The following is a 21,318-nucleotide window of genomic DNA, read 5'->3' on the forward strand; positions in this document are numbered from 1 at the left end:
CCGTCCTGTCGCGGGTAACCTGCATCTTCACAGGTACTAAAATTTCACCGAGTCTCTCGTTGAGACAGTGCCCAAATCATTACGCCTTTCGTGCGGGTCGGAACTTACCCGACAAGGAATTTCGCTACCTTAGGACCGTTATAGTTACGGCCGCCGTTTACTGGGGCTTCAATTCATACCTTCGAGTTACCTCTAAGCACTCCTCTTAACCTTCCAGCACCGGGCAGGCGTCACCCCCTATACATCATCTTACGATTTAGCAGAGAGCTGTGTTTTTGATAAACAGTTGCTTGGGCCTATTCACTGCGGCTGACCTAAAGTCAGCACCCCTTCTCCCGAAGTTACGGGGTCATTTTGCCGAGTTCCTTAACGAGAGTTCTCTCGCTCACCTGAGGCTACTCGCCTCGACTACCTGTGTCGGTTTGCGGTACGGGTAGAGTATGTTTAACGCTAGAAGCTTTTCTTGGCAGTGTGACGTCACTAACTTCGCTACTAAACTTCGCTCCCCATCACAGCTCAATGTTATAGAATTAAGCATTTGACTCAATTCACACCTCACTGCTTAGACAGACACTTCCATTCGTCTGCTTTAGTTAGCCTACTGCGTCCCTCCATCACTACATACTCTAGTACAGGAATATCAACCTGTTGTCCATCGGATACACCTTTCGGTCTCTCCTTAGGTCCCGACTAACCCAGGGCGGACGAGCCTTCCCCTGGAAACCTTAGTCTTACGGTGGACAGGATTCTCACCTGTCTTTCGCTACTCATACCGGCATTCTCACTTCTATGCGTTCCAGCGCTCCTCACGGTACACCTTCTCCACACATAGAACGCTCTCCTACCATACCTATAAAGGTATCCACAGCTTCGGTAAATTGTTTTAGCCCCGGTACATTTTCGGCGCAGGGTCACTCGACTAGTGAGCTATTACGCACTCTTTGAATGAATAGCTGCTTCTAAGCTAACATCCTAGTTGTCTGTGCAACCCCACATCCTTTTCCACTTAACAATTATTTTGGGACCTTAGCTGGTGGTCTGGGCTGTTTCCCTTTCGACTACGGATCTTAGCACTCGCAGTCTGACTGCCGACCATAATTCTTTGGCATTCGGAGTTTATCTGAGATTGGTAATCCGGGATGGACCCCTCACCCAAACAGTGCTCTACCTCCAAGAATCTCTAATGTCGACGCTAGCCCTAAAGCTATTTCGGAGAGAACCAGCTATCTCCAAGTTCGTTTGGAATTTCTCCGCTACCCACAAGTCATCCAAGCACTTTTCAACGTGCCCTGGTTCGGTCCTCCAGTGCGTCTTACCGCACCTTCAACCTGCTCATGGGTAGGTCACATGGTTTCGGGTCTACGACATGATACTAATGCGCCCTATTCAGACTCGGTTTCCCTGCGGCTCCGTCTCTTCAACTTAACCTCGCATCATATCGTAACTCGCCGGTTCATTCTACAAAAGGCACGCTCTCACCCATTAACGGGCTCGAACTTGTTGTAGGCACACGGTTTCAGGTTCTATTTCACTCCCCTCCCGGGGTGCTTTTCACCTTTCCCTCACGGTACTGGTTCACTATCGGTCACTAGGGAGTATTTAGGGTTGGGAGATGGTCCTCCCAGATTCCGACGGGATTTCTCGTGTCCCGCCGTACTCAGGATACTGCTAGGTACAAAGACTATTTTAAATACGAGGCTATTACTCTCTTTGGCTGATCTTCCCAAATCATTCTTCTATAATCTTTGAGTCCACTTTGCAGTCCTACAACCCCGAAGAGTAAACTCTTCGGTTTGCCCTCCTGCCGTTTCGCTCGCCGCTACTAAGGCAATCGCTTTTGCTTTCTCTTCCTGCAGCTACTTAGATGTTTCAGTTCACTGCGTCTTCCTCCTCACATCCTTAACAGATATGGGTAACAGGTAGTACCTGTTGGGTTCCCCCATTCGGAAATCCCTGGATCATCGCTTACTTACAGCTACCCAAGGCATATCGTCGTTTGTCACGTCCTTCTTCGGCTCCTAGTGCCAAGGCATCCACCGTGCGCCCTTATTAACTTAACCTTATTTTCTGACCTTTCAGTCATAAACTCTTTTAATACTACAGCGTTTCGGTTTATTTTCTTGTTACTATTTGATATAGATATTCAATTTTCAATGTGCATTACTTGGTGATCTCTCACCAATGGAGCCTAGCGGGATCGAACCGCTGACCTCCTGCGTGCAAAGCAGGCGCTCTCCCAGCTGAGCTAAGGCCCCACAAGACCTCTCAAGACTAAACAAGACCAATGTGCAGTTCCTTATCCTTAGAAAGGAGGTGATCCAGCCGCACCTTCCGATACGGCTACCTTGTTACGACTTCACCCCAATCATCTATCCCACCTTAGGCGGCTGGCTCCTAAAAGGTTACCTCACCGACTTCGGGTGTTACAAACTCTCGTGGTGTGACGGGCGGTGTGTACAAGGCCCGGGAACGTATTCACCGCGGCGTGCTGATCCGCGATTACTAGCGATTCCGACTTCATGTAGGCGAGTTGCAGCCTACAATCCGAACTGAGACTGGCTTTAAGAGATTAGCTTGCCGTCACCGGCTTGCGACTCGTTGTACCAGCCATTGTAGCACGTGTGTAGCCCAGGTCATAAGGGGCATGATGATTTGACGTCATCCCCACCTTCCTCCGGTTTATTACCGGCAGTCTCGCTAGAGTGCCCAACTGAATGATGGCAACTAACAATAGGGGTTGCGCTCGTTGCGGGACTTAACCCAACATCTCACGACACGAGCTGACGACAACCATGCACCACCTGTCACCTCTGTCCCGAAGGAAAACTCTATCTCTAGAGCGGTCAGAGGGATGTCAAGACCTGGTAAGGTTCTTCGCGTTGCTTCGAATTAAACCACATGCTCCACCGCTTGTGCGGGCCCCCGTCAATTCCTTTGAGTTTCAACCTTGCGGTCGTACTCCCCAGGCGGAGTGCTTAATGCGTTAGCTGCGGCACTAAACCCCGGAAAGGGTCTAACACCTAGCACTCATCGTTTACGGCGTGGACTACCAGGGTATCTAATCCTGTTTGCTCCCCACGCTTTCGAGCCTCAGCGTCAGTTACAAGCCAGAGAGCCGCTTTCGCCACCGGTGTTCCTCCATATATCTACGCATTTCACCGCTACACATGGAATTCCACTCTCCCCTCTTGCACTCAAGTTAAACAGTTTCCAAAGCGTACTATGGTTAAGCCACAGCCTTTAACTTCAGACTTATCTAACCGCCTGCGCTCGCTTTACGCCCAATAAATCCGGACAACGCTCGGGACCTACGTATTACCGCGGCTGCTGGCACGTAGTTAGCCGTCCCTTTCTGGTAAGATACCGTCACAGTGTGAACTTTCCACTCTCACACTCGTTCTTCTCTTACAACAGAGCTTTACGATCCGAAAACCTTCTTCACTCACGCGGCGTTGCTCGGTCAGACTTCCGTCCATTGCCGAAGATTCCCTACTGCTGCCTCCCGTAGGAGTCTGGGCCGTGTCTCAGTCCCAGTGTGGCCGATCACCCTCTCAGGTCGGCTATGTATCGTCGCCTTGGTGAGCCGTTACCCCACCAACTAGCTAATACAACGCAGGTCCATCTGGTAGTGATGCATTTGCACCTTTCAATGAATTATCATGCGATAATCCATTTTATGCGGTATTAGCTATCGTTTCCAATAGTTATCCCCCGCTACCAGGCAGGTTACCTACGCGTTACTCACCCGTTCGCAACTCATCCAAGAAGAGCAAGCTCCTCTCTTCAGCGTTCTACTTGCATGTATTAGGCACGCCGCCAGCGTTCGTCCTGAGCCAGGATCAAACTCTCATTAAAAGTTTGAGTTCTCACTCATTTCTGTCACTGACAGATTTATTGTTTTTCATTGTTCAGTACTATAACCTTAGTTATAGTGCCCTGCACATTGGTTCGTCTTGTTCAGTTTTCAAAGGTCTTTGTCACTCAATCTCTCTCAAGCGGCAACTATATTAGTATATCACAGCTCTCTGTCTCTGTCAACACTTTTTTGAAACTTTTTTTCAAGTTTTTTTACCGTGATATACACATAGTCCGTACGGGATTCGAACCCGTGTTACCGCCGTGAAAAGGCGGTGTCTTAACCCCTTGACCAACGGACCTGAGCTTTTCAACTCTTTCTATTATACCTACTTTTCCTCCTTTGTCAAGAACTTTTTTCCTCTTTATCAAAATTCTGAAAAAATAAGGGAAGAGAGCCAGTAAAACTGGCTCCTTCTATTTATCTTGCCAATTAGTCGCACGTTCCTCTCCCCACCAGTATGGGATCAACTCGGCAACTTTGATTGTTTTTCTTGTTTCGTAGTTCATCATGAACTCTGCTTCTTTATTTTCAGCATTCAATTCTAAGAGAAATTCTCTGCATGCGCCACAGGGCATACCGGATCCTTCGCCGTAGGGAGGTTTATCTCGAAAGGCGAGGATTTTCTTAAGTTTAGTTTGTCCTGAAAATTGATACATATTGAAGAGAGCTGCTCGTTCTGCGCAGAGATGAAAAACGCCACAAGTGCCCTCCATACAAAATCCTGTGAATATCTGACCATCTTCTGCTTCTACTGCGGCAACGACATGGTTAGCATAAACAAAGTCAGAAACTTCATGAGGATTGTATAAGGTTCGTGCTTCTTCGTACATCTTTTCCCATGTATCCATCTGCAGTCCTTTTTATTTAGAAATCTCTTTGAGCATGTTCTCGATATGCTGGATAGATTTTTCACGACCTAATAGGTAAATCGTATCTGGAAGTTCTGGTCCATGCATTTCACCTGATACAGCAATACGAATAGGCATGAAGAGGTTTTTTCCTTTAATGCCTGTTTCTTTTTGAACTGCTTTGATTTGTGGGAAGATGTTTTCTGTCACAAATTCCTTATCTGTCATTGATTCTAGTTTCGCTTTGAAGGCTTCTAGAACAACCGGAACGGTTTCTCCTGCCATAACCTCGCGCTCAGCATCTGTCAACTCTGGGAAATCTGCAAAGAAAAGATCTGTCAACGGAACAATTTCGTCCACTGACTTCATTTGTGGCTTGTAGAGTTCCACCATTTTTTCAGACTTGTCAGTTAAACGTCCTGCTTCTTCTAAGTATGGTTTGGCCATTTCAAAGATAGTAGCTAGATCGGCTCTCTTGATGTAGTCGTTGCTCATCCAGTCTAGTTTCTTCTGATCGAAGGCTGCTGGTGACTTGCTGAGACGATTTTCATCAAAGAGTTTAATCAATTCCTCACGTGAGAAAATTTCATCTTCACCACCTGGGTTCCAACCAAGAAGAGCGATAAAGTTAAAGACTGCTTCTGGCAAATAGCCTTTCTTACGATAATCTTCGATAAATTGGAGGGTGTTGGTATCGCGTTTAGACAACTTTTTACCCGTTTCAGAGTTGATAATCAAAGTCATGTGACCAAACTCTGGAGCTTCCCAGCCCAGTGCTTCATAAACCATAAGCTGTTTGGGTGTGTTGGCGATGTGGTCATCTCCACGGATAACATGAGAAATTTGCATATCGTGGTCATCGATAACAACGGCAAAGTTGTAAGTTGGGTAACCGTCTTTCTTTTGGACAACCCAGTCACCACCGATATTGCCACCTTCAAACTCGATATCACCTTTGACCATATCGTGCCATTTGTAGATACCAGACTCATTGACAGCCAAACGGACAGTTGGGATGATACCAGCTGCTTCACGTTCTGCAATGTAAGCCGCCTTTTCTTCTTCGCTCATGCCAAGATATTCATTGATGTAGCGTGGTGTTTCGCCAGCTGCTTCTTGGCGTTCGCGCTCAGCTGCCAACTCTTCTTCTGTAACGTAAGATTTGTAGGCTTTTCCTTCAGCTAGCAATTGGTCGATGTATTTTTGATAGAGTTCCAAACGCTCTGACTGGCGATAGTTTTCATGAGTTTCTGGACTTTCATCCCAATCCATTCCTAACCAACGAAGATTTTCAAGCTGTGAACGTTCTCCATCCTCAACATGGCGTTTACGGTCAGTATCTTCGATACGAATGATAAAAGTTCCACCATGATGGCGTGCGTAAAGGTAGTTAAACAATGCTGTACGGGCATTTCCGATGTGTAGTAGTCCTGTTGGACTTGGTGCGTAGCGTACGCGGATATCTTTTGACATAGTTTCTCCTATAAAGTCTCTAGGCGTCTGCCTTTTTGCTTTCTATATTATATCACAAGTCTCGCCTGAGTCCAATTTCTACGGATAAAGAGAGTAAAAAGAGTGGTCAGGCCACTCTTTTCTTTTATTATAGACGTGCGTTAAGCTCTTTGCTCAATTCTTCAAATCCTGGTTTTCCAAGAAGGGCAAACATGTTGCGTTTGTATGCTTCAACACCTGGTTGGTCAAATGGGTTGATGGCATTCAAGTAACCTGAAAGGGCGATAGCCAATTCGAAGAAGTAGATCGTGTAGCCAAGAGTGAAGGCATCTTGCTCTGGAAGGGTTACGTACATGTTTGGTACATCACCGTCTGTGTGGGCAAGAAGAACACCGTCAGTTGCTTTTTTGTTTACAAAGTCAACGTCTTTTCCTTGAAGGTAACCAAGTCCGTCAAGGTCTTCTTCCAAAGTAGGAATGATCACGTTCTTACGTGGTTTGTCAACACGAACAACTGTTTCAAACATGATACGAGTTCCTTCTTGGATAAATTGACCCAATGAGTGCAAGTCAGTTGAGAAGTTTGCTGAAGTTGGGTAAATACCTTTTTGGTCTTTCCCTTCTGACTCACCAGCCAATTGTTTCCACCATTCTGAGAAGTATTGAAGTGATGGCTCGTAGTTTACCAAGATTTCAGTAGCGTAGCCTTTGCGGTAAAGGATGTTACGAACTACTGCGTATTGATAAGCTTCATTTTCAGCAATCTTGTCTGAAGTGTAGTCTTTACGAGCTGCATTCGCACCTTCCATAAGGGCTTTGATGTCAGCTCCTGATGCAGCGATTGGAAGCAAACCAACTGCTGTCAAGACTGAGAAGCGTCCACCGATGTCATCTGGAACAACAAATGTTTCCCAACCGTTAGCGTCTGCTTCAACCTTAACAGCACCTTTTTGGCGGTCAGTTGTAGCGTAGATACGTTTGTTGGCTTCTTCTTGACCGTATTTCTTAACCAAGAGTTCTTTGAAGACACGGAAAGCGATGGCTGGTTCAGTTGTTGTACCTGATTTAGAAATCACGTTTACTGAGAAGTCTTTATCTGCAACGTACTCTACCAAGTCAGCAAGGTAAGTAGATGAAATTGAGTTTCCAGCGTAAAGGATTTGTGGCGCTTTACGCTCTTCTTTTGTTTGTAAGTTAGCAAAGTGGTGGTTCAAGAAGTCAATAGCTGCTTTGGCACCAAGGTATGATCCACCGATACCGATTACAACCAAGACATCGCTATCTGACTTGATTTGCTCAGCAGCTTTCAAGATGCGGTCGAATTCTTCGCGGTCGTAGTTTTCAGGAAGGTCCAACCAACCCAAAAAATCGCTACCAGCACCAGTTCCTTTGCGGATCAATTCGTCTGCTGCTGTTACTTGTGATTGCATGTATTCCACTTCATGTGGGGCAACAAATTTGTCCAAAACTTTTGAATAGTCAAATTTAATATGTGACATGATATTCCTCCAATATTTCTTCTTTTCTATCATAACGCTTACCTTCGATTTTTTCAAGTTTTTTTATTGAATTTGCCCAATTTTTATCAGAATTCAAACGTTTGCGTAAAAACGCTAAAATACAAAAAATCTGAAAGGACGAATAAAAACGGCTAGATATTCTAACCGTTACAATTCATTTAATAAATACTCAAATAGTTCTAAATTGCCGTCTTCTTCATTGACCAGAAACTCTGGATGCCACTGCAAACCGATGATACGGTGCTCGTCGATAGACTCAATCGCTTCAATGGTCTGGTCTCTTGGATCAATAGCTGTCACACGGAAATTAGGTGCTAGGTCTTTGATACTTTGTCGATGGACTGAGTTGACTTGGCTTTCTTTGCCGAACAACTTAGCAACAACGCTTCCTTCTACTGTTTCAATCGAATGAGAGGTCCCGAAAGGCAAACCTTGCCAATGCCCCTCAATTTCTTGGTGGAGGGTGCCGCCAAAAGCAACATTGACCAGCTGAACACCACGACAGATTGCCATAATTGGTTTATTCTGACGGAGCGCTTCTTTCAGGAGAGCTAGTTCAAACTCATCGCGTACAAGGTTGTAATCATCGCTCTCAATGGTTTTTTTCTCTCCATAAAACTGAGGATGGACATTTTGTCCACCTGTCAAGATGAGTTTGTCGATCATTTCTACATAATCGCGCACAATGGACTCATCCCCTACAGGAATCACTAAAGGGAGACCTCCGACTTGACGAATGCTCTCTGCAAATTTACAGGATACAGATGAGTGAATGTTTTTCCCTTCTGCATCTACAGGACATAGATTTGCAGCAACTCCTACAACCGTTCTAGCCATGATGTGTCTCCTTTCGATTTTCTTGCGACAGTCTTATCTTATCACTCCAACCCTTTCCTGTCTAATATGTTTTTTTAAAGACCGTGATAAGTATTTTTTATGGACAAGAAAAAGCTGCCCAACGAGGACAACTTCTTTTTTATTCGAAGACAAATTGATTGTGATACAGTTCCGAGTAGAAACCGCCGAGTTTGAGCAACTCGTGATGATTTCCACGTTCAATAACCTCTCCATCTTTGAGGACAATAATCTGATCGGCATTGAGGATGGTCTTGAGACGATGGGCAATGACAAAACTGGTTCGTCCTGCTACAACCGCCTCCATGGCATGTTGAATCTTGCTTTCTGTTACGGTATCCACATTGGAAGTCGCTTCATCTAAAATTAGGACTTGAGGATCTGTCATCAAGGTCCGAGCGATGGAGATCAATTGTTTCTGCCCAGTCGAGAAGATATTTTGCTCATCATCAATAAGGGTATCATACTTGTCAGGCAAGCTTTCGATATAGTCATGAATATGAGTTGCCTTGGCAGCTGCTTCGACCATTTCCTGACTGGCATCTGGCACACCAAAGCGGATATTGTCTCGGATCGTTCCACTAAACAAGACCGAATCCTGCAAGACAATCCCGACCTTGCTCCGCAGACTATCCAAGTCGTAGTCACGGATGTCTTTGCCATCAAAGGAAATACTACCTGCATCTACATCGTAGAAACGATTGATGAGGTTCATGATGGTCGTCTTCCCTGAGCCAGTCGGACCGACAACTGCTATCATCTGCCCCTTAGGAGCTGAAATGCTAACATCTTTCAAAATCGGCTTGTCGGGTAAATAAGAGAAATCAATATGACTGATTTCAACACCTTCTCGCAATTCCGTAAAGGCTGGTGCATTTTGCGGGCGAATCTCTTCTTCTGCATCGAACATTTCTTGGATACGATCCGCTCCAGTAAAGGCCAACTGGAGGCTCCCCCAACTCGCAGCCACCTGAATAATCGGCTGGTAGTACTGCTGAGAAAATTGGGTAAACATGACAATCAAACCTAGGGCTGTTGTTGTTTCGATACTTGGATCGTTCAGCAAGACAGCCGAACCTGCAAAAATGACGATGGCCGTATTGACCAGGCTCATCCCATTCATAACAGGAAAGAGGATTCCTGAGAACATTCTCCCTTTAAAGGTTGCCTTGCGCACGCGCTCATTTTGCTCCACAAAGCCTGCTACGATGTCGTCTTGAATTCCTTGTACGATAACAGCTTTCTGTCCAGAAATACTCTCGTCCATGTAGGCGTTGAGTTTCCCAACCTCTTTTTGCTGGAGATTAGTGTACTTGCGGGCCATTTTCACGATGAAGATCAACATGAGAAAGGCCACCGGGGTGCTGGCTACTGTTATCAGGGCTAGCGTCACATTTTTTGAAAACATGACAAAAATTAAACCAATGTAAAGAGCAATATTGCTCATAACCTGAACTAGGCTTTCATTGAAGGCTTGAAGGATATTATCCAAGTCACTCGTGAAGCGAGAAAGGATATCACCATCCTGATGGCGGTCAAAGAAAGAAACCGTCAAACGGGAAAGTTTACCAAAAAGGCCCTTACGCATCTCATTTGTTGACTCAGCAATCACACGAGTCATAAAGGTCATGTAAATCAAACTGGATACCACTAAGGCGAGGACAACCAGAGCTAGATTCAGCATCAGAGCTGATAAACTCTGCCAGGCTAGTTCGGAAGTTCCGTTTTGATAAGCTAGAACTAGGTTAGCGAGCTCTGTTACTGCTTGACCTGAAAAAACAGGGAAGAGGGCTTGGGCAATTGTCGCAATCGCAACCATCAGAATCACAATGACAAAGGAGAACTTGTAAACTTTAAAATAATTCCAGAAAAATCGAACGGTTTTCATTTTATTCCTCCTTTCCCTTTTGTGTTTCGTAGATTTCGCGGTAGACGGCATTGTTAGCTACCAAGTCTGCATGCCGTCCTTCTCCAATCAAACGCCCTTGATCCAAGACCAAAATCTTGTCCGCATGGACGACTGAACTAATCTTTTGAGCGATGATAATGGTTGTTGTCCCTTTCAGATCATTGTTCAAAGCTTCCTGTACGAGTCTTTCTGACTTAGCATCCAATGCCGAAGTCGAATCGTCAAAAATCAGGATACGGGGATTGCTGACAATCCCACGGGCAATGGACATCCGTTGCTTTTGTCCACCAGAAAAATTGGTGCCACGTTCCTCGACCTGACTCTCAAATTTGTTTTCCATGCGTCCGATAAATTCGCTGGCTTGAGCGATTTGTGCTGCACGTTCCAATTCGGAAGCGCTGGCATTGCCTTTTCCTTGACGGAGATTATCTGCAATGGTTCCACTAAAAAGAATAGCACGTTGCAAGACGATGGAAACTGTTTTACGCAAGGTTCCCTCGCTGACGTCTTGAATATCCTTGCCACCAATCTTAATAGAGCCCTCCTGTGGATCAAACAGTCGTGGAATTAACTGAGCCAAGGTGGACTTCCCTGCTCCAGTTGCTCCAACCACACCGACCATCTGACCAGGCGCAATATCAAAGCTTACATTCTTCAGCATAGGTTCGTCATCATTGGGATAGGTAAAGGTTACATTTTCAAAAGAGAGACTTCCTTCCAACTCCTCATCTGGGAGGTCCTTAAAAGTCATCGCTGGCTCGGTATCTAGAATCTCACGGATACGACGTAAGGAAATCATGGCACGGCTGACAGAATTTCCCAAAAAACCAACCATGATAATAGTGAAGATGATTTGGCTGAGATAGTTGATAAAGGAAGCAACAGAGCCCACTACAGACGGATCTGACTGAGCCATTCCAGCCACCAACCAGATAGAGAGAAAGACCGCCCCATAGCCGACTAGCATCATGAAGGGTTCCACTACAGAGAAGGCGTAGCCGATATAGAGATTTTGACCGAGAAGCTCATCTGAGACTTCGGTAAACTTGGCAAACTGCTCTTTTTCCTGCACAAAGGATTTGACCACACGCACACCACGTAGATTTTCTTTAGCAATAGCATTGATCCGCTCAAGAAGGGTTTGAAACTTAGCAAATCGCGGCCCCATCATCCCCATCATAATGGCTGTAAGTGCAAAGATTAGGAGCACCATAAGGACAATCACCCACCAAAGTGACGGGAGAGTGTGGACCGCCAAAATAAAGGAACCGATGAAGAGAAGAGGGAGACGGAAGAGGATTTGAAAAGCCATCATCACCACATTCTGAATTTGGTTGATATCATTGGTCATACGGACGACAAGGTTGCCGGCATTGAATTGCTCGATATTGGCATAAGAAAAAGTCTGGATTTTTCGAAAGGCGTCTTCCCGAAGATCCGAAGACACTCCTTGAGCAATGTAGGCTGCAAGTGTCACATTGACCCCACCTGCAACCAGCCCCACTAGGGCTACTCCTATCAGCCAAGCGCCAATACTATAAATAGCCTCATGTTGACCGGCCAACAAAGCCTCTAACACCTCTTGCAAATAGCGCGGTTGCAAGAGCGAGCTCGCAACCATCAAGCCTGTCATCACTAGGGATGCCAAGGCCTGCCATTTATAGGTTTTTATTTTTTTAATGAGCATATTTCCTCCTAATAAAATAGATAAAGGGAGCGACATCCTGCGTCAGCTCCTTCCCATTCGTTCATATTGATGCTATTCTAGCAAAAAAGAGGAATCTTGTCAAAGAAGTCTCCTTATTATAAATTAGTGCGCTTTCATATACAGGTGATGCATGAAAAGGCTTTTTATGGTAAAATGAAAGGAAGAACTCTTACAAGGAGGAAAAGATGAAGAAACAAACCATCGCTGTCTTGGGTCCTGGTTCTTGGGGGACCGCCCTTTCGCAGGTCCTAAACGACAATGGACACGAAGTTCGAATTTGGGGAAATATTTCTGACCAAATTGATGAAATCAATAACCAACATACAAACAAACGCTACTTCAAAGATATCCTACTCGACGAAAAGATCAAAGCCTATCATGACTTGGAAGAAACACTAAAGGATGTGGATGCTGTTTTATTTGTGGTCCCAACAAAAGTGACGAGACTGGTTGCCCAACAAGTAGCAAAGGTGCTTGATCACAAGGTTGTCATCATGCATGCCTCCAAAGGATTGGAACCAGATAGCCACAAACGTCTATCAACCATTCTTGAGGAGGAAATCCCAGCTGACCTTCGCAGTGATATCGTCGTTGTTTCAGGGCCGAGCCATGCTGAGGAAACTATTGTACGGGATATTACCTTGATTACAGCAGCCTCTAAAGACCTCGAAACTGCTCAGTACGTTCAAAATCTCTTTAGCAATCACTACTTCCGTCTCTATACTAATACGGATGTTATCGGGGTTGAAACCGCTGGTGCTCTTAAAAATATCATCGCAGTTGGCGCTGGCGCACTACATGGTCTAGGGTTTGGCGACAATGCCAAGGCGGCCATCATCGCACGTGGCTTGACAGAAATCACCCGTCTAGGAGTCGCTCTTGGGGCAAATCCTCTAACTTATAGCGGGCTTTCTGGAGTTGGGGATTTGATTGTAACGGGAACATCTGTCCACTCTCGTAACTGGAGGGCCGGTAATGCTCTTGGCCGTGGAGAATCCCTCGCAGACATCGAAGCAAACATGGGCATGGTCATTGAAGGCATTTCAACAACTCGAGCAGCTCACGAACTGGCTCAGGAATTGGGTGTCTACATGCCAATCACACAGGCTATTTACCGAGTTATCTACGAAGGTGTCAATATCAAAGAAGCAATCAACGACATCATGAGTAATGAATTTAAAGCAGAAAACGAATGGTCATAGACCTTTATAGAAAGGAACATTTATGAAACAAAAAGTCAGAAAAGCAGTCATCCCTGCCGCTGGATTGGGGACTCGTTTCCTCCCAGCAACTAAGGCCTTGGCCAAGGAAATGTTACCAATCGTAGATAAGCCAACTATCCAGTTTATCGTTGAAGAAGCCCTCAAATCTGGTATCGAAGACATTTTGGTTGTTACTGGTAAGTCAAAACGTTCCATTGAGGACCACTTCGACTCAAACTTCGAATTGGAATACAACCTCAAAGAAAAAGGGAAAACAGATCTTTTAAAGCTAGTTGATGAAACAACTGGCATGCGCCTACATTTTATCCGCCAAACGCATCCACGTGGTCTCGGCGATGCCGTTTTGCAAGCCAAGGCTTTCGTTGGAAATGAACCCTTTATCGTTATGCTTGGTGATGACTTGATGGATATCACCAACGAGAAGGCTATTCCACTTACCAAACAACTCATGGATGACTACGAGCGTACCCACGCGTCTACTATCGCTGTTATGCCAGTCCCTCATGACGAAGTATCTGCTTACGGGGTTATTGCTCCGCAAGGCGAAGGAAAAGACGGCCTTTACAGCGTTGAAACCTTCATTGAAAAACCAGCGCCAGAGGATGCTCCTAGCGACCTTGCTATTATCGGGCGTTACCTCCTCACACCTGAAATTTTCCAAATCTTGGAACACCAAAAACCAGGTGCTGGCAATGAAATCCAGCTTACCGATGCAATTGACACCCTTAACAAAACACAGCGTGTTTTCGCTCGTGAATTCAAGGGCGCTCGTTATGATGTTGGAGACAAGTTTGGCTTTATGAAAACATCTATTGATTACGCACTAAGGCACCCCCAAGTCAAAGACGACTTGAAAGACTACCTCATCCAACTCGGAAAAGAGTTAGCTGAGGGGGAATAGAAGAAAAACAAAGCTCTTAAATAAGGGCTTTGTTTTTTTGTTGAAGCTTGCAACAAAAAAGCCATCTTTGCAGATGACTTATTAGCAACCGAATCGGTGCTCGCTTTTTCAAGTTGTGCACGGACAAAGCCTTATTTTAACTTGCTGTGTTGTTTCGAATGGTTCCAATCTACATAAAAAGCTACTCATTTTTTGAGTAGCTTTTTAACTATCCCCCCTACACATAACTCATTCCTTTGTAGAAAAGGAAAACGGCTAGTGCAATAAAAAGTACAGTTGCTCCTATTCGCTGGCTGGTGCTATACATTCTTTTTTCCCATTTGACTGGAAAAATGACTGCTAGAAATGCTCCACCGACTGCACCTCCGATATGGCCTGCTAGGCTGATTCCTGGAATCAGAACACTTCCAATAATGTTAACCACAAAAAGTGTCAGATAGGATTGCCCCAACTGCTGGATATAGGGGTTGCGAGTTGCGTAACGCAAGACGATAATCGCAGCAAATAGTCCGTAAAGAGAAGTGGAGGCCCCTGCTGCTAGGACTTTCGGTGTGAAAGCAAAAACAAAGAGATTGCCCATCATTCCTGATAAGAGATAGAGAAAGAAGAACTGCTTAGAACCGAAAATCTCCTCCACTTGTCGTCCAAGAAAGTAGAGCGAAATCATATTGACAATGAAATGCTCCCATCCAATATGCACAAATATAGCCGAAAAAAGGCGCCAAATCTGCTCAGGGAACAGGCGAATTATTGGTCCATACATAGCTCCAAACTGAAGTAAGGTATCTGCTCGTTCAAAATTTAAACCTGTAAGAACCAACATCAAAAGAAATACCAATGCCGTTACTAGGAGGAAGAAACTAGTCACAGGATAGCGTTTATCAAAGATTTCCTTCATAGATTAGCACCTCCTGGACGGGAATATCATGGTCTTCCAAGTTAAACTCCTGAACCTGACAAGGATAGATTGTACTCAGGCTCTGCCCAACAAAATGTTCCAGATAGCGGTCGTAGTAGCCTCCACCATATCCAATCCGATAGCCCTCTGTTGTAAAAGCCAAGCCCGGAACATGAATTAAATCAATCTGAGAGGCATCCACCACTTCCATGTTCCCTTGCGGTTCCAGTAAGCCAAAGGAAGTTTTTACCAACTGCTGCGGATGATAGACCACAAACTCCATTCGCCCCTTGGGATAGGTTTTGGGTATCAGAACTTTTTTGCCATCCTTCAGCGCCTGCTCGATCAATTCTTGCGTTTGAAATTCATGAGGGAAGGAGAGATAGGTTGCGATGGTCTTAGCTTCTTGGTAAAAGGGGTGATTCAAAAATCGTTTTGTTAAAGCTCGATCCATAGCCTGTTTTTGTTCTTGAGATAAAGCCTTCATTTCTTGCAAGACTTGCTTGCGTAATTTCGATTTCATAGCTAAGCCCTCTACTCCGCCGCTTTCTTTTTGAGAAAACTAGAAACCGCCTCAACACCAATGGCTAGGGCTTCTTCCTTGGGACTCATCTGAGGATGATGAAGAGCATAAGGACTGTCGATACCTAGCCAAAACATAACCCCATCAACCTTTGAAAGAAGATAACCAAAGTCCTCACCTGTCATAGCAGGTTCGATATCAATCAACTCGATTCCGTCTTTCTCTTCAAAAAAGTCCATCAGTTCACGCGCCAAGGCTGGATTGTTCTCCACAGGTAGGTAGCCTCCTTGCTTGAGTTCTACTTCGACTTCCATATCAAAGGCTGCTGCAACTCCTTTTGCAACTGTTTTGACCCTCTTTTGTACCAAGAGGCTCATGTCCTGGGTCAAGGCCCGAATAGTTCCATGCAAAAAGGCTGTGTCTGTAATGACATTGTTGGTGGTTCCAGCTTGGAAAACACCAAATGTCACCACTGCTCCCTCGATTGGATTAACATTGCGGCTGACCACTGACTGCACCTGGGTCACAAAGTAACTAGCAGCCACCAAAGCATCATTGGCTTCATGCGGAAAGGCTGCGTGGCCACCTTTGCCTTTGAAACGGATCTTCACCTCGCAAGTCCCAGCAAAGAGTGTATGGGTATTGGTCGCGATCTGTCCGACCTTCAAATCTGGACGAACATGGAGTCCATAAAACTGGTCTGGTAGCCAGTCCTCAAAAGCGCCATCCTCATACATGAGCATACCACCGGCTTCATTCTCCTCAGCAGGCTGAAATAGGAAGAGCAGATTATTCTTGGGTTGCTCCTCAAGGGCGCGCTCAAGACAGCCTAAGGCAATAGTCATATGAAAATCATGGCCACAAGCATGCATGCGACCTTGGTGTTGAGAAGCAAAAGGCAGGCCTGTTTGTTCGACGATAGGCAAGCCATCAATATCTGTCCGCCAACCAATGGTCCGCTCCGGCTGACTTCCCTGCAAATAGACCAAAATTCCTGTTCGCCAAGTACGAACTTGAACAAAGTCCTTGCCCGCAATCAATTTCTCAATCACATCCAGCAAATAAGCATGAGTCTCGAACTCCTCCAAGCCAATCTCTGGAATCTGGTGTAAATCTCGTCTAGTCTGAATCAAATCTAACATCTATCTATCCTCCGATATAGCAGAAAGAGGCTGGAAAAAGGATTCCGCCTCTTTTTTTACTTTTACAATTACAAGGTACGAAGCGCATCCTCAAGCGCTGTTTTTTGTTGGGTTTGGGCATCAATCTCTTTGATGATACGAGCTGGAACACCTGCTACCACTACATTTTCTGGGACATCTTGGGTAACGATGGCTCCTGCAGCAACGACTGAACCACTACCGATTTGGACTCCTTCAATAACTACTGCATTGGCACCGATAAGAACATTGTCTCCGACACGGACTGGATCAGCACTAGCTGGCTCAATCACACCTGCCAAAACTGCACCTGCACCAACGTGGCTGTTTTTCCCAACAATGGCACGGCCACCAAGGATAGCCCCCATGTCAATCATAGTTCCTGCACCGATTTCTGCTCCGATATTGATGACAGCTCCCATCATGATAACAGCATTGTCACCAATTTCCACCTGGTCGCGGATAATAGCACCTGGTTCGATACGAGCGTTGATATCTCGTTTATCTAGCAAGGGAACGGCAGAATTACGAGCATCTTGCTCAACAACATAGTCTTGATTTTCTACCAAGCCTTCGAGAAGCGGAGCGATATCCTTCCAGTCTCCGAATAAAACATTTCCTAGTTTGACAACAGAGCTTGGTACAGCAGTTGCGAGTTCTCCCTCAAAGGTTACTTTGACACTGGTTTTCTTTTCAGCATTGGCGATAAATTGGATAATCTCTTGAGCATTCATTTTTGTAGCAGTCATAGGCGCCTCCTGGTTCGTTATAATGATACCTATTCTACCAAAAAAGGCTTCAAATTTGAAGCCTCAACTATCAAATAAGCATCTTTACTTGGCTTGTTTTGCTTCTTCTACAGATAAGAAAATCATCGGAACGATAATCAACACCATAGCTAAGGCCAAAAAAACATCCATGACCAATCCCAGAAAAAGAACACTTAATAGAGCTGAAGAGAGAGGCTCGCTAGCGCTCACTACAGAGACAACGAGAGGGGAAACGAGAGAGACAGCCTTCATAGACAGGAAAAAGGCAAAAGCGGTGCCAAACACGGCAATCATCAGACAAATCAGCACGCTTACCAGATCCATTTGAAAGCTTATCTGATAGATAGGGTAAAGGAAATTACTAAAGAGCCCTGCCAGAATCATCCCCCAACCAACAGTAGGGACAAATCCATAGTGGCGGGCAAATCGTTGGGGAAGGATGACATTAAACATGACCCCTACCGCACTGAGCAAACCAGTCACTAGAGCCAAGGGCGTCATGGATAACTGGGACAAGTCCCCTTTTGTGGCCATCAAAAAAACACCTAGCATGGCAATCAAAACATAGAGAATCGCTGTAATCGAAGCCTTTTTCTGGTAGACAATGCGATTGTAAAACAGGATAAAAACTGGGCTGATAAATTGCAAAATGGTCGCCGTCGTCGCATTGGAATACTCAACGCAGAGATAGAAGAAAAACTGCACAGAAAAAATACCTAGAATAGCATAGGCTAAAAAAGGTAGATAATTTTTCTTATCACGCCAGATGTCCAATAATCGAGTGCGCAACTGAAAGGCCGATAAGCCTAAAACCAAACTCCCCGCTACCAGTAAACGCATAGAAGTAATCCATCCAGAAGACACTGGATAATGAGTGAAAAAATACTCTCCTAAAATCCCACAGATCCCCCAGATTAGGCCTGAGAGTAGCGAATATAATGTTCCCTTAACAATCTTTTTCTGATAATGATTCATATTATTATTGTAACACGAAACCAACAAAGAAAAAAGTAGCAACAAGGTCAAAATTAAGATAACCGTGCTGCTACTCTATCTTAACGATTAAATAGACGTGAACGTCCTGAAGAGCCACTCTGAGTATTTCCACTCGAACTTGTTGTTCCCGAACCGCTACTTGAGCTTGGAGGAGTTACTGCAGGAATGCTTCCTAGAATATTCTTCCAAGCATTCTGATAATCTGCATCGCTTCCTCCAATAGCGAAGCGGTAGGCGGTTACTGGCGCCCCTTCTTTAGTAGCCCAGTAACTTGTTACGGTAGAACCGGAAACGTTAACTTCTTTGCCATTAATTGAAACCTTGCCCGGTTTCTCCCCTGTCGACTTGAGGACTTGTGACTTGGTCACACTTGAGTCGAGATTAAAGCGCTCATTCCCCCATATTCCAGGCTCGGCTTGCTGGATAGCATTGACCAAGTGGGCCATATAGTTGGCATTGCGGTAGTGGCCCGCCCCTTTGGCTAGTGGTCGGTTGTCATCGTGACCTAGCCAGCCACCCAAGGTCAAGCGAGGCGTAGAAAGCATAAGCCACATGTTTTCATCTTCATTGGTTGTACCAGTTTTTCCAATCCAGTCGGCGCTAGCGAGGCTTGGATTGATGGTAGCCAAGTCTGTCTGGAAACTTGAGGTAATCCGAGATGAAATGACATCCCGAAGGAGACTTTGCATGATGGTCGCTGTCGCTTTTGAGTAAACTTGGACAGGTTTATCTTTATGTTCATAAACCACTCGACCATCTGTTGACTCGATCTTCGCGATCATGTGTTTCTTATGGTAAACTCCGTTGTTGGCCAGAGTCTGATATCCGTTAGTATGCTGGGCAACTGTAACGTCAATTCCTCCTCCCATCGGTAAACTCTCAATACCATATTCTGGGATTTCGTAACCCATTTTTTCCATATAGCCTTTAACATCAACACCCTTCTCTCGAAGTGTACGATAAGTCCAGTAGGCTGGGATATTCCATGAGTAGTTAAGGGCCTCCCCTAACGTCATCATGCCCGTACCAGGACTATTGACATACATGATGGGATTGCCGTTTGAAAAGTTGGTTGGATAGTTTGATAAGATACTTGCACTTCCCATCAGACCTTGGTCAATGGCAATACTGTAAGCCAATATCGGCTTAGTAGTCGAAGCAGGAGAACGTTTTGTGTCGATAGCGTGGTTATTCTGATTTTTTTGATAATTGCGACCACCGACAAATCCAAGAATAGCTCCTGTTTGGTTATCCATGAGGACATTCCCCACCTCAGGCTGGCCTGTCGAATCATCTAGCAGATAGCCGTAGGTCGCAACCGCATTTTGCATCGCAGCATGAACATTTTTATTGATAGTTGTCGTAATCTTATACCCACCATTTTCAATTTCCTTAGTCGCTAAATCACGATAAGCTTTCTGGATGGATTCATTCTTTTGCTCTTGTACAGAAACATTATCTCTCTGAATCAGGTAGTCATACATTCGATCAGTAGCTTCTGCCAAGGTTGCGAAGTAGAGATAGTCACGTGAAGTACCGCTGACACTACCAGATGGTAAGAAGTCTTTCTTAAAATCATAATCCTTGTACTTGTCGTAATCTTCCTGACTTAGAGCCCCTGTCCGGTACATATTATAGAGAACATCTCTAGCCCGTTTGACCCCCAGAGCCAAATCCTCCTCACTCTTCATACTACCGTCAGATTCATAAGGGGAGTAACTGATTGGGCTCTGTGGCAATCCTGCAATAAAGGCTGCTTGAGGGACCGTTAAATCCGAAGCCTTAACTCCAAAGATCCCTTCTGCAGCCTGTTGGGCACCTGCAATATTTTGGCCTTTATGATTGCGACCAAAAGGAGCAATGTTAAGGTAGGTTGTTAAAATCTCATCCTTACCCATAGCCCGCTCTAAAGCTAGAGCATCAATGATTTCTTTGGCCTTACGAGCTAGAGTGGGAGCATCCCCCACCACTTGCTGCTTGATAACCTGCTGAGTCAAGGTCGAACCACCACTGGATGACCCCAGACCGACAAAAGTTCCCAAGGTCGCACGAATAACGGCCTTAGGCACGACTCCCTTGTGCTCGTTGAAATTCTCGTCCTCTGTCGCAACAATAGCTTTCTTAAGGTTGTCTGAGATAGCATCTGAAGCGACTGAAGTGCGCAACAAATCGCCCTCGATCGAGGCAATGGTACTGCCGTCAGAATAAGTGATTTCTGAGATAGAGGCAATATCCTTCACTTGCTTGACCAACTCTTCTGCTTGAGGGACTTGGGCCTTGTCAAATAGGGCAACTCCATAACCCATAGCCACCCCAGCACCAAACAGTCCACCGATAAAACCTAGGATAAAGAGAGTATTAAAAACTATTTTAAACCCACTCAAAACCTTAGCAAAATTAGACCCTGCCTTTCCAACTTTGTCAGAAGAGGTCCCCTTTTTACCGGTTTTCTTATCAGCCAGTTTTTCTGCTAGTCTTTTCTTCCATTTTGCAATTCGTTGCATTAGCTGCTGAAAAAAATGCAGCATTTTTGTTTTTAATTCATTAATTCTTTCTTTCATGAATGTCCTCGCTTTCTCTATTATACCATAAAAGGGAAACTTTCAATAAAATAGCCACTTTCTTCCCTATTCTACTAGGCTATTAATCAAGTTTGTGATACAATAGGTAGAAACAATATTTTATAAAGGAGAAAAG

At 45.0% G+C, this 21,318-nt stretch carries 14 protein-coding genes, 2 tRNA genes and 2 rRNA genes; 2 read left to right on the forward strand and 16 right to left on the reverse strand.

Going from position 1 to position 21,318, the window contains the following annotated elements:
* The 10 genes from ATE34_RS05390 to ATE34_RS05440 form a co-directional block, all read right to left on the reverse strand.
* Nucleotides 1–2,060 (reverse strand): 23S ribosomal RNA (locus tag ATE34_RS05390); the annotation flags it as partial.
* A gap of 122 nt (nt 2,061–2,182) precedes the next feature.
* Nucleotides 2,183–2,255 (reverse strand) — tRNA-Ala (locus ATE34_RS05395).
* A 51-nt stretch (nt 2,256–2,306) separates the two neighbouring features.
* A 16S ribosomal RNA gene (locus ATE34_RS05400) occupies nt 2,307–3,855 on the reverse strand.
* A gap of 230 nt (nt 3,856–4,085) precedes the next feature.
* Nucleotides 4,086–4,157: transfer RNA gene (locus ATE34_RS05410), tRNA-Glu, on the reverse strand.
* Between the two features lie 115 nt (nt 4,158–4,272).
* Nucleotides 4,273–4,707 carry a cytidine deaminase family protein gene (locus ATE34_RS05415; RefSeq protein ID WP_009729470.1) on the reverse strand — a complete coding sequence of 145 codons (435 nt, stop codon included), beginning with the start codon at nt 4,705–4,707 and terminating at the stop codon, nt 4,273–4,275.
* Nucleotides 4,708–4,719: 12 nt separating this feature from the next.
* Entirely contained in the window at nt 4,720–6,180 is a 1,461-nt protein-coding gene (gene gltX / locus ATE34_RS05420; protein ID WP_084911273.1) for a glutamate--tRNA ligase, read from the reverse strand.
* 127 nt (nt 6,181–6,307) lie between these two features.
* Nucleotides 6,308–7,657 (reverse strand): glucose-6-phosphate isomerase, encoded by a 1,350-nt coding sequence (locus ATE34_RS05425; protein WP_084911274.1) that lies wholly within the window; start codon nt 7,655–7,657, stop codon nt 6,308–6,310.
* Nucleotides 7,658–7,825: 168 nt separating this feature from the next.
* Nucleotides 7,826–8,515: a gamma-glutamyl-gamma-aminobutyrate hydrolase family protein gene (locus ATE34_RS05430; protein WP_049505384.1), complete on the reverse strand. Its 690-nt coding sequence runs from the start codon at nt 8,513–8,515 to the stop codon at nt 7,826–7,828.
* Nucleotides 8,516–8,654: 139 nt separating this feature from the next.
* Complete coding sequence (locus tag ATE34_RS05435; protein WP_084911275.1) at nt 8,655–10,421, reverse strand: ABC transporter ATP-binding protein; 1,767 nt, start codon at nt 10,419–10,421, stop codon at nt 8,655–8,657.
* Nucleotide 10,422: 1 nt separating this feature from the next.
* Nucleotides 10,423–12,129, reverse strand: coding sequence for an ABC transporter ATP-binding protein (locus ATE34_RS05440; protein WP_084911276.1), 1,707 nt, complete (start codon nt 12,127–12,129; stop codon nt 10,423–10,425).
* A gap of 206 nt (nt 12,130–12,335) precedes the next feature.
* On the opposite strand from ATE34_RS05440, the gene ATE34_RS05445 reads away from it, so the two are divergent.
* Both ATE34_RS05445 and galU read left to right on the forward strand, forming a co-directional pair.
* Nucleotides 12,336–13,352, forward strand: coding sequence for an NAD(P)H-dependent glycerol-3-phosphate dehydrogenase (locus tag ATE34_RS05445; protein ID WP_009729474.1), 1,017 nt, complete (start codon nt 12,336–12,338; stop codon nt 13,350–13,352).
* A gap of 22 nt (nt 13,353–13,374) precedes the next feature.
* On the forward strand, nt 13,375–14,274 hold the full coding sequence (galU, locus tag ATE34_RS05450; protein WP_084911277.1) for a UTP--glucose-1-phosphate uridylyltransferase GalU: 900 nt from the start codon (nt 13,375–13,377) through the stop codon (nt 14,272–14,274).
* Nucleotides 14,275–14,491: 217 nt separating this feature from the next.
* Here the strand turns inward: galU and ATE34_RS05455 are convergent, their stop codons facing one another.
* The 6 genes from ATE34_RS05455 to pbp1b form a co-directional block, all read right to left on the reverse strand.
* Nucleotides 14,492–15,172, reverse strand: a complete 681-nt coding sequence (locus ATE34_RS05455) for a rhomboid family intramembrane serine protease (protein ID WP_084911278.1) — start codon at nt 15,170–15,172, stop codon at nt 14,492–14,494.
* Complete coding sequence (locus ATE34_RS05460; RefSeq protein WP_009729480.1) at nt 15,156–15,695, reverse strand: 5-formyltetrahydrofolate cyclo-ligase; 540 nt, start codon at nt 15,693–15,695, stop codon at nt 15,156–15,158. Before ATE34_RS05460 ends, ATE34_RS05455 begins: the two co-directional genes overlap by 17 nt.
* Before the next feature lie 11 nt (nt 15,696–15,706).
* Nucleotides 15,707–16,837, reverse strand: coding sequence for an N-acetyldiaminopimelate deacetylase (locus tag ATE34_RS05465; protein ID WP_084911279.1), 1,131 nt, complete (start codon nt 16,835–16,837; stop codon nt 15,707–15,709).
* A gap of 68 nt (nt 16,838–16,905) precedes the next feature.
* Nucleotides 16,906–17,604, reverse strand: a complete 699-nt coding sequence (gene dapD / locus ATE34_RS05470; protein ID WP_000127442.1) for a 2,3,4,5-tetrahydropyridine-2,6-dicarboxylate N-acetyltransferase — start codon at nt 17,602–17,604, stop codon at nt 16,906–16,908.
* 84 nt (nt 17,605–17,688) lie between these two features.
* Nucleotides 17,689–18,600: a DMT family transporter gene (locus ATE34_RS05475; protein WP_061599196.1), complete on the reverse strand. Its 912-nt coding sequence runs from the start codon at nt 18,598–18,600 to the stop codon at nt 17,689–17,691.
* A gap of 80 nt (nt 18,601–18,680) precedes the next feature.
* Complete coding sequence (pbp1b, locus tag ATE34_RS05480; protein WP_084911280.1) at nt 18,681–21,182, reverse strand: penicillin-binding protein PBP1B; 2,502 nt, start codon at nt 21,180–21,182, stop codon at nt 18,681–18,683.
* Between the last annotated feature and the right edge of the window lie 136 nt (nt 21,183–21,318).

Origin of the sequence: Streptococcus oralis subsp. tigurinus, from assembly GCF_002093545.1 — a bacterium.
GTDB lineage: Bacteria > Bacillota > Bacilli > Lactobacillales > Streptococcaceae > Streptococcus > Streptococcus oralis_C.